This is a genomic window from Pseudomonas sp. B21-053 (assembly GCF_026016365.1).
Classification (GTDB): Bacteria; Pseudomonadota; Gammaproteobacteria; order Pseudomonadales; family Pseudomonadaceae; genus Aquipseudomonas; species Aquipseudomonas nunensis.
Map to the genome: position 1 here is coordinate 5,903,939 of NZ_CP087205.1, position 14,750 is coordinate 5,918,688.

The window sequence follows — 14,750 nt, forward strand, 5'->3', positions numbered from 1 at the left end:
ACCTTTCTCCAAAGAAGGTTTTTATGTCCTCCACCAAAGCCCGCGCAGATTCACTTTCGCTTCTTCTGTTTACCTTGCGCAGCGGCAAGCTGATGGCGATCAACCTGCTGAAAGTCAGTGAAATCATCCCTTGCCCGCCGCTGACCAAGCTGCCGGAGTCGCATCCCCACGTCAAAGGCATCGCCACCCTGCGTGGCACGTCGTTGTCGGTGATCGACCTGAGCCGCGCCATCGGCGAGCGACCGCTGGAAGATCCCAACGGTGGCTGCCTGATCGTCACCGACGTCAGCCGCTCCAAACAGGGCCTGCACGTTCAGGCCGTGAGCAAGATCGTGCACTGCCTGACCACCGACATCCGTCCGCCGCCCTTCGGCTCCGGCGGTGTGCGTTCGTACATCACCGGCGTGACCTCGGTCGATGGTGTGCTGGTGCAAGTGCTGGATATCGAAAAAGTCATCCACGGCATCGCCCCGGCGCAGATCGAAATGGCCCCGACCGAACTGAGCATGGAAGACGCCGAAGTCCTGGGCAACGCGCGAATCCTGGTGGTCGATGACAGCCAGACCGCGCTGCAACAATCGGTGCACACCCTGCGCAACCTCGGCCTGCAATGCCACACCGCGCGCAGTGCCAAGGAAGCCATCGACTGCCTGCTGGACCTGCAAGGCACCGCGCAGCAGATCAACCTGATCGTCTCGGACATCGAAATGTCGGAGATGGACGGCTACGCCTTCACCCGCACCCTGCGCGAAACCCCGGATTTCTCGCACCTTTACGTGCTGCTGCATACCTCGCTGGACAGCGCGATGAACAGCGAAAAAGCCCGTTTGGCCGGCGCCAACGGGGTACTGACCAAGTTCTCCTCGCCAGAACTGACCAAGTGCCTGATCGAAGCCGCCAAGGCTGTCGCCGAGCAGGGCCACTGAGTTTGGCCGAGGACTTTTGCTTTCTGATGCGGCGCAACCTCGCGGAGGCGGTGCCGGCCATCACCTGGCCAACCGGTATCGAACTGTGCCAATACCGCCCCGAACTCGCCGAAGCCGTACACCGGCTGATGGAACTGGGTTATCGCGAGGGCGGCGGTCGCGTGCCGGCGCTGGACGTCTGGCAGCGACGCTTTGAAACCGATCCTGAATACGATCCAAGCCTCTGCTTCATCGCCCTCGACGCCGAAGGGATCGTCGGTGTGTGCCAGTGCTGGACCAGCGCCTACATCAAGAACCTGGTGGTGCATCCCCGCGCCCAAGGCCTCGGACTCGGCCGCGCTTTGCTGCTAAATGCTTTCAAAGCGTTTCAGCAGCGCCGCGAAGGGTTTGTCGATTTGAAAGTGCTGGAACACAACCTGCGCGCGCAGCGATTGTACGAAAGCGCCGGAATGCGGGTGGTACGCCGCGAGCCGGTGCCGGCCTGACAGCGCGCCCCCTGTAGGAGCGAGGCTTGCCCGCGAAGAGGCCGACACAAACACCCCACAACCATCAGGCATACTCCGACCTTGTCCAACTTACACAAGGATGCCCATCTCCATGAAAGCCACCACCCTGCTCTTCCTCAGCCTCACCGCCCTCGCCACCCAGGCTCACGCCTCCAGCCCCGACGCCTGGGCCGCCTACGACAAAGCCGTCCTCAACAGCTGCACCAAAGCCAGCGGCCTGAAGGACGCAAAACCCGTCGGCACCGCCGCACAATTCGACGACCGCGTCGGCTACACCGCCCTCCTGCTGCAAGGCCAATACCCGCAAAAGCACATGAAGGGCCAACAGGGCACTGAGTTGTGTCTCTACAACAAGAAAGCCAAAACCGCCTACGTCACCGAATGGGACTCGATCCGCCCTACCGCCAAAAAGCCGTGAGTGGCGCATAACTTGCTTCGACGCTGACCTGTGCGGTGGCTTTCTGTCACCCAATCACGCCCTCACATGCGACCGGTCAACCAATGAACACGACGTTTTCCTGCGTAGGTTGCGGCAAATGCTGCAACGACCACCACGTACCCCTGACCCTGACGGAAGCCCGCATGTGGGCGAACGATGGCGGTCAGGTGATCGTGCTGGTGGAAGGCTTCCTGGGCAATGGCCTGGGCTTGCCTCTGTTGCAACGGGATCACGCCGAACGCCGGTCGGTGATGGTTCGAAGCGGCGCGACCGAGGCCTACGTTGCGATCACTTTCGCCGCCTACAATGTCGGCCCCTGCCGGAATCTTGACGAAGACAACCTCTGTCGCATCTACGAACGCCGGCCGTTGGTGTGCCGCATCTACCCGATGGAAATCAATCCGCACATCCCTCTCAACCCGGCGGTAAAAGAATGCCCGCCCGAGTCGTGGGAACAGGGGCCGGATTTGATTGTGGGCGGCGAGTTGGTTGATCAGGAACTGCTCACGCTGATCCAGCGCTCGCGCCAGGCGGATCGCGATGAGGTTCAGACCAAGGATGCGATTTGCGGGCTCTTGGGAATTCGAACCACCGCGCTGAAGGGTGACGGCTTTACCGCGTATCTGCCGGAGATGGGGGCTTTTGCTTCGGTGATCGATCAGGTGGTGGCTCAGCCATTGGAAGCACCGGGCGGTGAATGGCTGTTTCATGTCTCGGGCGAGGACATTGCCGGGCAAGTCCTGGCGGCCGGGGCTGAAGTGGCAACTGAAGCCGCGCTGAACTATGCGTTTATTTCTTTGCGAGCGGCTTGATCCAAGGGATGCGTTGCCTGTGATGGCCCCTTCGCGAGCAAGCCCGCTCCCACATTAAATTGCATTCCCCTGTGGGAGCGGGCTTGCTCGCGAAGAAGCCGGCACAGACAACGCAGATTCCGAATCAGCGAGTGGCAACCGCCAGGCATTCGACTTCAACCCGAGCGTCCAGCACCAACGCCTTGGCGACAAACGTCGTACGGGCCGGCAATCGATCTGCCGGGAAGTAGTGTCGATACACCGTGTTCATTGCGCTGAAATCCTTGATATCAGCCAGGATGACCGTGCATTTGGCCACGTGGGACAGGGACGAACCACTGCGTTGCAATGCGCTGCGCAGGTTCTCCATGGTCTGGGTCATCTGCGGGACGATACCGCCCTTCACCAATTCGCCGTCCGCTCCCAAGCCGAGCACGCCAGACAGATAAATAGTCTCGCCTACCTGCACCGCATCCGAAAATGGCAGGCCTTCGTCGTTAAGAAAATAGTGGGGCGAATTGACAGCGACCGGCGGCAAGTAGCGCTGGGTGATCAACGGGTACTGCCCGTTTTGCTTGAGGCGCTCCAACGCAGCATTCAGGTTATCGCGCAAAGCGGTGTCACTTTTGCGCAGCGCCATCGCCACACCATCGCCCAGCATCGGGTCATTGAACGCCGGGCCGGCAAAGGCGAAGTCGCGTCCATAGGGTTGACCCAACAGCGCATGGCTGATTTCGATGGTGTCTTGCAGGGTGGCGTCGATTTCACCCGCCTGCAGGCTGGCGATCAGTTGATCGTTGAATTGGAAGCTGCGCACGGTCACGCCTGACTCAGCCCAACGCGCCTTGGCAAACGCTTCGCGACTGGTGCCCGCAAGCACGCCGACACGCTTGCCTTTGAGCGACGCCACCGTTGGTTGCAAACCAGAACCCTCGCGGGCCACAAGACGGCTGCTCAGCGGGTAAAGGTTCTCGGTGAAATCGATCCGCTCGCGACGCGCCGGGGTGGCGGTCATCGGCATGATCACGTCGAAGCGATTGGCTTCAAGGGCTTCGATATTGGTGGCGTAGTCCTGGTCGACCCAGACACAGCGGGATTTGAGTTCGGCACATAACGCATTGCCCAATTCGATGTTCAACCCGACCAGTTCACCCCTGTTGTTACGGCTTTCAAACGGTGGGACAAGAGCTTCGACGCCAAAACGGATCTGTGGCTCGACCGCAGACGATACAGAACCGGTGGTCAGGACCATCAGCGACAGAACAGAGAGGATTTTCAGCAGGGGCATTTCGATGGCCTTCGTCGAGGAATTCACGGAGATGAATCTTCGACGAGTGGCCACTGACTTTCCCAGAGGACGAATCGCTCATCCTTGTGGGAACAGTCTCGATTTCAGAAGGGCTTTTTTTCCAACTGGCTGACGGTCAGCGTTTGCCCATCGAACGACGAGTACCCGGTGGCGCTGCGCCAGGGGTCTTGGTGTGGCCATTCTTGGCGCCGTTCTTGTACCACGGCTGGCTGGCGTTCTTGGCCGATGCCAGTTCGCCCGGTTTGAATGGAAACTTGAATGCCGGGATTGCGGCTTTGGTTTCGCTGTCTGCGCTGGAGTCGACGCTGTCTGGCAGGTCTGCCTGGTCGTCGCTCAAAGCGTCGGCGACCGGCGGTTGTGTCGGGGAAGTCATGAAAGCTCCGGGTGATGCACAAAGAGTCGGGCCCGGTGGATGGGCCGCGAAAGGCGGCAGTATACCCGTGTCGAGGGCGGCAAGCTGCAAGCGGTGAGATTCAGGCGACAAGTAGTCGGTCTGTCAGTGTTGTGTGGGCTGGGCTGACGCCTTCGCGGGCAAGCCTCGTTCCTACAAGGACGACGCTGTACCTGTGTAGGAGCGAGGCTTGCCCGCGAAGAACGATAACGCGGTGTATCTGCATAATCGCTGATCCCAAACTGACAGCCCCGTCAGTTAGCAGTCACCTTGCTGACCGGGTAACAGGGCTATAAGGGGAGGTATAAAATCTGACCTTATTCCCGTCCCTCTAGCCCGGCGCCCCACTCGCATGCGAATTCAGAAAAAATCCGCGTTGATCGCAGCCCCTCTGATTGTCCTGGCAGCGCTGGGCGTGTGGTACGCCACCAAGCCGGCCACCGCCAAACTGGCGGCCCCGACGGCCATTCCGGTGCGAGTAGTCGCGGTTTCCGCAAAAGATGTTCCGCGCTTCGTCAGCGGCATCGGCTCGGTGTTGTCCTTGCACAGTGTGGTGGTGCGTCCGCAAATCGACGGCATCCTTACCAAATTGCTGGTCAAGGAAGGTCAACTGGTCAAGACCGGCGACCTGCTCGCCACCATCGATGACCGCTCGATCCGCGCCAGTCTCGATCAGGCCCGTGCGCAACTGGGCGAAAGCCAGGCGCAGCTGCAAGTGGCGCTGGTCAACCTCAAGCGCTACAAGCTGCTGAGCGTCGATGATGGCGTGTCCAAGCAGACTTATGATCAGCAACAAGCCTTGGTCAACCAACTCAAGGCCACCGCCCAAGGCAATCAGGCGTCCATCGACGCCGCGCAGGTACAGCTTTCCTACACGCAGATTCGCTCTCCGGTCACTGGTCGTGTCGGTATTCGTACGGTCGACGAAGGCAACTTCCTGCGCATGACCGACGCCCAAGGCTTGTTCACCGTGACGCAGATCGACCCGATCGCCGTGGAATTTTCCCTGCCGCAGCAAATGCTGCCGACCCTGCAAGGCTTGATCGGCGACCCGCAACGCGCGCAGGTGAAGGCCTACATCGGCGCCGACACCGACGGCGAAACCGGCAACCTGCTGGGCGAAGGTCACTTGACCCTGATCGACAACCAGATCAACGCCAACACCGGGACCATCCGCGCCAAAGCCGAATTCAACAACCCGAACCAGAAGCTCTGGCCCGGCCTGCTGGTGACGGTAAAGATTCAGACAGCGCTGGATAAAGATGCGCTTGTCGTACCGCCGACCGTCGTACAACGGGGCCTCGATCAACATTTCGTGTACCGGGTGAAAGGCGACAAAGTGGAAACCGTGCAAGTGCAGATGGTTTACCAAGGCAGCGGCCAGGACATCATCACCGGGGTCAAACCCGGCGATGTGCTGGTCAGCGATGGCCAGTCGCGACTCAAACCCGGTTCGACCGTGCAAGTGCTGACGGAGCCGCCGCAAGTGGTGCAAGCGGAGCCTAAACAATGAGAGGGCCCTCCGCGTGGTGCATCGACCACCCGGTCGCTACCATCCTGCTGACCTTTGCCCTGGTGCTGCTGGGTGTGATCGCCTTCCCGCGCCTGCCGATCGCGCCGTTGCCGGAAGCGGAATTCCCGACCATTCAGGTGAACGCGCAACTGCCAGGCGCCAGCCCGGACACCATGGCCTCGTCGGTGGCCACGCCGCTGGAAGTGCAATTCAGCGCCATCCCCGGCATGACGCAGATGACTTCAAGCAGTGCCTTGGGCTCAAGCCTTTTGACACTGCAATTTACCCTCGATAAAAGCATCGACACCGCCGCCCAGGAAGTCCAGGCCGCGATCAACACCGCCGCCGGCAAGCTGCCCAAGGACATGCCGACCCTGCCGACCTGGAAGAAGGTCAACCCGGCCGACAGCCCGGTGCTGATCCTCAGTGTCAGCTCGACGCAAATGCCCGGCACCGAACTCAGTGACCTGGTGGAAACCCTGCTCTCGCGTCAGATCAGTCAGATCGACGGCGTAGGCCAAATCAACATCACCGGTCAGCAACGTCCGGCGATCCGCGTCCAGGCCTCAGCCGACAAACTCGCCGCCATCGGCCTGACCCTCGCCGACATTCGCCTGGCGATCCAGCAAACCAGCCTCAACCTGGCCAAGGGTGCGTTGTACGGCGAGTCGAGCATTTCGACCCTGTCCACCAACGATCAGCTGTTCCACCCCGACGAATACAGCCAACTCATCGTTTCCTACAAGGACGGTGCACCGGTTCACCTGAAAGATGTCGCCAAAGTCGTCAACGGTTCGGAAGATGCCTACGTCCAGGCCTGGGCCGGTGATCAACCCGGTGTGAACCTGGTGATCTCCCGGCAACCGGGGGCGAACATCGTCGAGACGGTGGATCGTATTCAAGCCGCCCTGCCCGGCCTTGAGGCGATGCTGCCGGCGTCGGTGCAGGTCAAGGTGTTGATCGACCGCACCCAGACCATTCGCGCCTCCTTGCACGAAGTGGAAATCACCCTGCTGATCGCGATCATGCTGGTGGTGGCGGTGATGGCGCTGTTCCTGCGCCAATGGTCGGCGACCATGATTGTTTCGGCGGTGCTCGGTGTGTCGCTGACCGCCAGTTTCGCCCTGATGTACATCATGGGCTTCAGCCTGAACAACCTGACCCTGGTGGCCATCGTGGTGGCCGTGGGGTTTGTGGTGGACGATGCAATCGTGGTGGTGGAGAACATCCACCGGCACCTGGAGGCCGGCGACGGCATGCGCGAGGCGGCGATCAAGGGTGCCGGCGAAATTGGTTTCACTGTGGTCTCGATCAGTTTCTCGCTGGTCGCCGCGTTTATTCCGCTGCTGTTCATGGGCGGCGTAGTCGGGCGGTTGTTTAAAGAATTCGCCCTGACCGCCACCTCGACCATCATGATTTCGGTGGTGGTGTCGCTGACCCTGGCGCCGACTCTGGCTGCGCTGTTTATGCGTGCGCCGGTGCATCACGCCCACAGCAAAAAGACCTTTGGTGATCGCTTGCTGGCCGGTTATGAAAAATACCTGCGCCGCGCCCTCGCCCATCAGAAAACCATGATCGGCGTGTTCTGCCTGTCGTTGTGCCTGGCCATCGCCGGTTACATCTTCATCCCCAAAGGCTTCTTCCCGGTTCAGGACACCGGTTTTGTCCTCGGTACTACCGAAGCGGCTGCGGATATTTCCTACGGTGACATGGTGAAAAAACACCTGGCGATGGCGGAAATTGTCGCGGCGGATCCGGCCGTGCAGGCGTTTTCCCACTCCGTCGGCGTGTCAGGCAGCAACCAGACCATCGCCAACGGCCGGTTCTGGATCGCCCTGAAAAAACGCGGCGACCGGGATGTCTCGGCCAGCCAGTTCATCGACCGGATTCGCCCACAACTGATGAAAGTCCCCGGCATCGTGCTGTACCTGCGCGCCGGTCAGGACATCAACCTCAGTTCCGGCCCAAGCCGTGCGCAGTATCAATACGTACTCAAGAGCAACGACGGCCCGACACTCAGCACCTGGACCCAGCGCCTGACGGAAAAACTGCGCACCAACCCGGCGTTCCGCGACATTTCCAACGACTTGCAACTGGGCGGCAGCATCACCCACATCAGCATCGACCGCAGCGCGGCGGCGCGTTTCGGCCTCACCGCCAGTGATGTCGATGAAGCGCTGTATGACGCCTTCGGTCAGCGGCAAATCAATGAATTCCAGACCCAGATCAACCAGTACAACGTGATCCTGGAACTGGACACCAAGCAGCGCGGCAAGGCTGAAAGCCTGAATTACTTCTACCTGCGCTCGCCGTTGAGCGGTGAGATGGTGCCGTTGTCGGCACTGGCGAAGTTCGATGCACCGACCATTGGCCCATTGTCCATCGCCCACGACGGGATGTTCCCGGCGGCCAACCTATCGTTCAACCTGGCGCCCGGCGTCGCGTTGGGTGATGCGGTAATTCTGCTCAACCAGGCCAAGGCCGAAATCGGCATGCCGGCGGCGATCAGCGGCAACTTCCAGGGCGCGGCCCAGGCATTCCAGAGTTCGTTGGCCAGCCAGCCGTGGCTGATTCTGGCGGCGCTGGTGGCGGTCTACATCATTCTCGGCGTGCTCTATGAGAGCTTCGTGCATCCGCTGACCATTATTTCGACCTTGCCGTCAGCCGGGCTTGGCGCGGTGATCATGCTATGGATCTGGGGCCAGGACTTTTCGATCATGGCGTTGATCGGCCTGGTGCTGCTGATCGGCATCGTGAAGAAAAACGGCATCCTGATGATCGACTTCGCCCTCGAGGCCCAGCGCAAGGGTGGCTTGCCGCCGGAAGAGGCGATTTTCCAGGCGTGTATCACGCGGTTCCGGCCGATCATCATGACCACCCTCGCCGCCCTGCTCGGTGCCTTGCCCCTGATGCTCGGCTACGGCACCGGCGCCGAACTGCGCCAGCCATTGGGTATTGCGGTAGTCGGTGGTTTGCTGGTGAGTCAGGCGCTGACGCTGTTTACTACGCCGGTCATATACTTGTGGCTTGAGCGTCTTTTCCATAGACCCAAACCCGCGCCGATGCCGGCGTTGGCGACCACAGACTGAGGCGGGGTCATGCGCGTTCTGATTATCGAAGATGAAGAAAAAACCGCGGACTATCTGCACCGCGGCCTGACGGAACAGGGTTACACCGTGGACTTGGCGCGGGATGGCGTCGAAGGCCTGCACCTGGCGCTGGAAAGCGACTACGCGGTGATCATCCTCGACGTCATGTTGCCGGGCCTCGATGGCTTCGGCGTGTTGCGAGCGTTGCGCGCACGCAAACAAACCCCGGTGATCATGCTCACCGCCCGCGAGCGTGTCGAAGACCGCATCAAGGGCTTGCGCGATGGCGCCGACGATTACCTCGGCAAACCTTTTTCCTTCCTGGAACTGGTGGCGCGCCTGCAAGCGTTGACCCGACGCAGCGGCGGGCATGAACCGGTGCAAGTCAGCATCGCCGACCTGTGGATCGATTTGATCAGCCGCAAGGCCACCCGCGCCGGCACGCGCCTGGACCTGACCGCCAAAGAGTTCTCGCTGCTCAGCGTATTGGCCCGGCGCCAGGGTGAAATCCTCTCCAAAACCGCGATTGCCGAGATGGTCTGGGACATCAATTTCGACAGCGACGCCAACGTCGTCGAAGTCGCGATCAAACGCCTGCGGGCCAAGCTCGACGGGCCTTTCGACGAGAAACTGCTGCACACGATTCGTGGCATGGGTTATGTGCTGGAGAGCCGTGGTGTCCAGTAATTCCATCGCCCTGCGCTTGAGCGGGATGTTCACGCTGGTGGCACTGCTGGTGTTTTTGTTGATCGGCTGGGCCTTGTACCAGCAGGTCGACAAAGGCCTGGGCCTGTTGCCCGAAGCCGAGCTGGATGCGCGCTACAGCGTGCTCGAATCCACGGTCGGGCGTTACGGCACACCCGAGCATTGGGTGAAGATCAACAACAAGCTCAAGCTGCTCGGCGAAGAAGACAAGCGCATCAGCTTCTGGATCATCAGTGGCGATCCGCAGTACGAGTACGGCAACATCACCCCGCAGATTCGCGCCTTCGCCGAAGGGCCGCTGGGCCGGCGTGACATGCAACTGCCGGATCACGACTACCCGCTGAAAGTCCTGGTCAGCCAGTTCCCGGCCAAGGACCAGCGCCCGCCGTTGCGCTTTATGATCGGCATCGACACTGAGACGTTTCTGCAGACCCAGCATCATTTGCTGATCGCCCTGATCAGCCTGGCGATCATCGGCGTGTTGCTGGCCTCGGCCTTGGGTTACTGGGTGGCGCGGATCGGTCTCAAGCCGTTGATCAAGTTGTCTCAGGAAGCCCAGCGCCTGGCGCCGCCGTTGCGTTCGGGGCGGTTGCGCCTGTCACCGTTGCCGCCAGAGCTGGATCAGTTTGTCAGTTCGTTCAACTCGACACTGGAGCGGGTCGAGCAGGCTTATTCGCGGCTGGAATCGTTCAACGCCGACGTCGCCCATGAGCTGCGCTCACCGCTGACCAACCTGATTGGCCAGACCCAAGTGGCGTTGACCCGTGGGCGCTCGGCGGAACATTATTTCGAAGTGCTGCAATCGAACCTCGAAGAACTGGAACGGCTGCGCTCGATCATTAATGACATGCTGTTCCTGGCCAGCGCCGACCAGGGCAGCAAGGCGACCAAACTGACCTCCACGTCGCTGGCCGATGAAGTGGCCACGACCTTGGAGTATCTGGATTTCATTCTGGAAGACGCGCAGGTGCGGGTGCAGGTCAGCGGCGATGCGCAGGTGCGGATCGAGATCGCGCATCTGCGTCGGGCGTTGATCAATCTGCTGAGCAATGCTGTGCAACACACCGAGCCTGGCCAGGTGATTGAGGTTCGGATCGAGGTGGCGGAGCATCAAGTGAGTATTGGTGTTGCCAACCCTGGGTCGCCGATTGCCAGTGAGCATCTGCCACGGCTGTTCGAACGGTTTTATCGGGTGGATGCGTCACGCAGCAATAGCGGGAATAACCATGGGCTGGGGCTGGCGATTGTGAAAGCGATCGCGCTGATGCATGGCGGCGATGTGTTTGTGCGCAGTGACCATGGGATGAATACGTTCGGCATCCATCTCCCCGTCTGACTCAACGCGGCCCTGTAGCAGCTGGCGAAGCCTGCGTCCGGCTGCGAAGCAGTCGTCAAATCATGCGTCAGGTTCTTTCAGGCAAACCGCGCGCCCAGGGTTTACGACTGCTGCGCAGCCGGACGCAGGCTTCGCCAGCTGCTACGGATTTGCGGCGCACCGGTTACTATTGCCTCCCACGCAATAGTCCTTTCTGAAATCAGCTCTGTTTCCCATCGTCCTCGAACCTTAACCTTGGCGCACCAAACAGCACTTGCCAAGCAAGAAGGTTTTAAAGATGTCCAACACTATGGGTATTGCCAGCGCTTTCGTTTTGTCCGCCTTATTCCTGTCCCCGGTCGCCATGGCTGAAGAGTCGCCAGCCTTTGTCGCGCACAATGTTGCGCGAGCCAAAGCGTTCGAACAGGCCCAGGAAGAGATGACTGCCAAAGCGCACGATGCCGAGCAAACCCCTCAAGCGTCCACTTCTGCAGCCCGCCAGCAGGTTGAGAAAGACAGCTGATTAACCGTATCGCTCCGTTTCCCTCGACACTTTTCATCGGCTCTTCCCTTTGAAAAGTTGTCTTCAAAGCCGCTGCTATCAGCGGCTTTTTTTATTGTGCAGAAAACACGTCCGACTTCGTCTCCCTTAACAAGAAGTAAAAAACGTCGATCCATGAACTGACGTTAATGACCCAAAAGGAGCTGTACCGCACGTGTCTTTTTCTCTGAAACTCAGCCCGTTATTCATTGCAATCGCTGCAACGATGGCCGCCACTGCACAGGCCGCCGACGACACCAGCCGCGAAGGTTTTGTCGAAGGGTCGAGCCTCAACCTCAACGCCCGTAACTACTACATGAATCGCAACCGGAACCAGCACACCGATGACAACATCGAATGGGGCCAGGGGTTTCTCGGTAAATTCGAATCCGGTTTCACCCAAGGCACCGTCGGTTTCGGCCTTGACGCCCACGCCATGCTCGGGCTGAAACTCGACGGCGGTGGCGGCACCGACAATTCGAGCATCCTGCCGATCGGCGACGGCAACGGCAAAGCGCCGGGCTCGTTCTCCACTGGCGGCGGCACGTTGAAAATGCGCGCCTTTGACACTGAACTGAAGGCCGGCGACCTGTTTCTCACCAACCCGGTGATCGCCGGTGGCGAGAGCCGCATGCTGCCCCAGACCTTTCGTGGCGTCAGCCTGACCAACCACAGCTTCGACGGTTTCCTGATCGAAGGTGGCCAGGCCAGTTTCACCAAGCCTTACAACCAGAGCGGCCACACCCGGATCGGCACGTCCTATGGCAGCCTCGCCGACGGCGACGAAAGCCAGCACCTGAACTGGGCCGGCGTGGCCTGGAGCGGTTTGCCGGGGCTGACCAGCAGCCTGTATGCGTCTGAGCTCAAGGACATCTGGAACCAGTACTACTACGACCTGGATTACACCTATCAACTGAATGATCTGGTCAGCCTGAACCCCGGCCTGCACTTCTATCACACGCAAGACACCGGCGATGCGCTGCTGGGCAACATCGATAACAACACCTACAGCCTGCATTTCACCGTCGGCGTGGGCAATCACAGCGTTACCGCCGCGTATCAGCGGGTCAACGGCAACACGCCGTTCGACTACATCAGCCAGGGCGACAGCATTTACCTCGACAATTCCCAGCAGTACTCGGACCTCAACGGCCCGAACGAGCGCTCGTGGAAACTCAAGTACGCCTACGATTTCGTCGGCCTCGGCTTGCCCGGCCTGACATCGGCGGTTTCCTACTCCCGGGGTGAAACGGACCTGACCAAGGTTGATCCAGACAGCAAGGGCTACGCCTCGTGGTACAGCGCCGACGGCAAACACGCCAAGCACTGGGAACGGGATATCGATTTGAAATATGTGGTCCAGGGCGGCAAGGCCAAGGACTTGGCGCTGCGCCTGCAATGGGCGACCAACCGTGGCGGCAATGGCTACGGCGCGCTGGATCAGGACACCGATGAATACCGCGTGATCGTCGACTACCCGCTGAATGTCTTCTAAGCTTTACTAAGCAATAGGCCAGCATGTTTTGCTGGCCTTTTTTTTATCTGGCATTTATACAAGCGCTCTGGACGCGACCGGTTTCTGGGACTCTGCCCAACTCTTGTAAAAAACTTTCATAACGCCTTATTTGCAGAAGTCAGAACCATGAGTGTGAGCAGTGTGAAATCTCTAGATCCGGTCGGCTCGACACGATCGGAGCGACTTCTTGTACTCGGCAGTGTGCTGTTGGTGATTGCGATACTCAGCATCGTGACCTTCCTGCTGATCCGTGAGCGCGCCAACGCCGAATTGTCCGCCGCCCGCGCCGCCAGCAACATCGTGCAGTTGATCGACGCCGATGTACTGCGCAATGTCGAACTCTATGATTTGTCCCTGCTGGGTTTGATCGCTGCCTACCAGCGAGAAGATCTCAAAAGCGTGTCTCCAGCCATTCGCCATCTGGCCTATTTCGATCGCGCCACCGCCGCACCGTACAAGGGCAATATTTTGTTGCTCGACAACAAGGGCGACGTGATCGCCGACTCGGCTTCGGTGGAGCCCAGGCAAGGCAACTACGCCGACCGCGAATACTTCCAGTCTCACGTAAACAACCCGGACCCGGGCATGTTCATCAGCCCCCCTTTCAGAGCCAGGTCACCCGAACAGGATTGGCGTATCAGTTTCAGTCGACGGGTAAGCAGCTCCAAGGGCGAGTTTTTGGGGGTCGCCGAAGCCGCCATGCGCTTGAGCTACTTCGATCAGTTGTTCAACGGTTTGAGCATCGGCCGCGACAGCACGGTCAATCTGATCAGCAAGAACGGGATTCTCCTGGCCCAGCAACCACGTCTGGCCGAAGAACTGATCGGCAAAGATTTCAGTAACCGCCCGAATTTCCAGCGCATCGTCAAAGAAGGCAACGGCAGCTTCACCAGCATTTCCGATCGATACCGTGACGAGCGCCTGTACACCTTCTCCAAGGTCGGAAATTTGCCGTTGATCGTCATCGTTGCGCTGTCCAGCGATGAAGTCTTTGCAGCCTGGAAGCGTACGGCGGTGGTGGTCAGCTCGGCAACGCTGGCCCTGTGCGTGAGCCTGCTATGGCTGACGTGGTCGCTGCGCCGGGAATTGCGCCGGCGTCACACCGCCGAGCACGAGCTGACGCAACTGGCCGCTACCGATGCGTTGACGGGGCTGGCCAACCGCCGAATGCTGGATCAGACCCTGCGCCACGAATGGTTTCGCGCCCAGCGTTCCGGTATGCCGTTATCGGTGTTGATGATCGATGCTGACCATTTCAAGGCGTTCAACGACCGCCATGGCCATCAGGCCGGCGACGAAGCGCTGCGCTCGTTGGCCAAGGTCATCAGTGCCCTCGTCCGACGACCGGCGGACCTGGCGGCCCGTTACGGCGGAGAAGAGTTTTCGGTGATCCTGGCAGAAACCGATGGCGCGGGTGCGCGGCAGATTGCCGAAGCCATCCGCGTGGCCGTGGAGCAATTGCCATTGGTGGCGGGTGCAGCGTTGCCGATGACTGTCAGTATCGGGATAAGTACCTGGACCACTGCGAGCGAGATCAGCCTGGAGCAATTGTTGTTTGTGGCGGACAAGGCGTTGTATCAGGCCAAGGAAGGGGGGAGGAATCGGGTGGTTAACGCGGGTTAAAAGCAAAGATCAAAAGATCGCAGCCTTCGGCAGCTCCTACAGGAGAACGCATTCCAAATGTAGGAGCTGCCGAAGGCTGCGATCTT

At 59.9% G+C, this 14,750-nt stretch carries 13 protein-coding genes; 11 read left to right on the forward strand and 2 right to left on the reverse strand.

Annotated elements, in window-relative coordinates; genetic code table 11:
- The first annotated feature begins 23 nt into the window (after positions 1 to 23).
- The 4 genes from LOY68_RS26370 to LOY68_RS26385 all read left to right on the forward strand — a co-directional run bounded on the left by LOY68_RS26370 (position 24) and on the right by LOY68_RS26385 (position 2,683).
- Positions 24 to 926, forward strand: a complete 903-nt coding sequence (locus tag LOY68_RS26370) for a chemotaxis protein CheV (RefSeq protein ID WP_054045519.1) — start codon at positions 24 to 26, stop codon at positions 924 to 926.
- Positions 927 to 952: 26 nt separating this feature from the next.
- Positions 953 to 1,411 (forward strand): GNAT family N-acetyltransferase, encoded by a 459-nt coding sequence (locus LOY68_RS26375; protein WP_265040829.1) that lies wholly within the window; start codon positions 953 to 955, stop codon positions 1,409 to 1,411.
- Positions 1,412 to 1,523: 112 nt separating this feature from the next.
- Positions 1,524 to 1,850 carry a hypothetical protein gene (locus LOY68_RS26380; RefSeq protein ID WP_163912082.1) on the forward strand — a complete coding sequence of 109 codons (327 nt, stop codon included), beginning with the start codon at positions 1,524 to 1,526 and terminating at the stop codon, positions 1,848 to 1,850.
- Between the two features lie 83 nt (positions 1,851 to 1,933).
- On the forward strand, positions 1,934 to 2,683 hold the full coding sequence (locus LOY68_RS26385) for a YkgJ family cysteine cluster protein (RefSeq protein WP_265040831.1): 750 nt from the start codon (positions 1,934 to 1,936) through the stop codon (positions 2,681 to 2,683).
- 124 nt (positions 2,684 to 2,807) lie between these two features.
- Here the strand turns inward: LOY68_RS26385 and LOY68_RS26390 are convergent, their stop codons facing one another.
- Both LOY68_RS26390 and LOY68_RS26395 read right to left on the reverse strand, forming a co-directional pair.
- Positions 2,808 to 3,950: a transporter substrate-binding domain-containing protein gene (locus tag LOY68_RS26390; protein WP_265045834.1), complete on the reverse strand. Its 1,143-nt coding sequence runs from the start codon at positions 3,948 to 3,950 to the stop codon at positions 2,808 to 2,810.
- Between the two features lie 136 nt (positions 3,951 to 4,086).
- Positions 4,087 to 4,344, reverse strand: a complete 258-nt coding sequence (locus LOY68_RS26395; RefSeq protein WP_265040832.1) for a hypothetical protein — start codon at positions 4,342 to 4,344, stop codon at positions 4,087 to 4,089.
- Positions 4,345 to 4,714: 370 nt separating this feature from the next.
- Here LOY68_RS26395 and LOY68_RS26400 point away from each other — a divergent pair, with 370 nt between their 5' ends.
- From LOY68_RS26400 to LOY68_RS26430, 7 genes are all read left to right on the forward strand, one after another.
- On the forward strand, positions 4,715 to 5,875 hold the full coding sequence (locus LOY68_RS26400; protein WP_054613563.1) for an efflux RND transporter periplasmic adaptor subunit: 1,161 nt from the start codon (positions 4,715 to 4,717) through the stop codon (positions 5,873 to 5,875).
- Positions 5,872 to 8,964, forward strand: coding sequence for a multidrug efflux RND transporter permease subunit (locus LOY68_RS26405; RefSeq protein WP_265040833.1), 3,093 nt, complete (start codon positions 5,872 to 5,874; stop codon positions 8,962 to 8,964). Before LOY68_RS26400 ends, LOY68_RS26405 begins: the two co-directional genes overlap by 4 nt.
- 9 nt (positions 8,965 to 8,973) lie before the next feature.
- Positions 8,974 to 9,651: a heavy metal response regulator transcription factor gene (locus LOY68_RS26410; protein WP_054045531.1), complete on the forward strand. Its 678-nt coding sequence runs from the start codon at positions 8,974 to 8,976 to the stop codon at positions 9,649 to 9,651.
- Positions 9,641 to 11,005, forward strand: coding sequence for a heavy metal sensor histidine kinase (locus tag LOY68_RS26415; protein ID WP_265040835.1), 1,365 nt, complete (start codon positions 9,641 to 9,643; stop codon positions 11,003 to 11,005). Before LOY68_RS26410 ends, LOY68_RS26415 begins: the two co-directional genes overlap by 11 nt.
- Before the next feature lie 277 nt (positions 11,006 to 11,282).
- Complete coding sequence (locus tag LOY68_RS26420; protein WP_054045535.1) at positions 11,283 to 11,507, forward strand: hypothetical protein; 225 nt, start codon at positions 11,283 to 11,285, stop codon at positions 11,505 to 11,507.
- 244 nt (positions 11,508 to 11,751) lie between these two features.
- Positions 11,752 to 13,020: an OprD family porin gene (locus LOY68_RS26425; protein ID WP_413787209.1), complete on the forward strand. Its 1,269-nt coding sequence runs from the start codon at positions 11,752 to 11,754 to the stop codon at positions 13,018 to 13,020.
- A gap of 147 nt (positions 13,021 to 13,167) precedes the next feature.
- Positions 13,168 to 14,664: a sensor domain-containing diguanylate cyclase gene (locus tag LOY68_RS26430; RefSeq protein ID WP_265040838.1), complete on the forward strand. Its 1,497-nt coding sequence runs from the start codon at positions 13,168 to 13,170 to the stop codon at positions 14,662 to 14,664.
- The last annotated feature ends 86 nt before the right edge of the window (positions 14,665 to 14,750 follow it).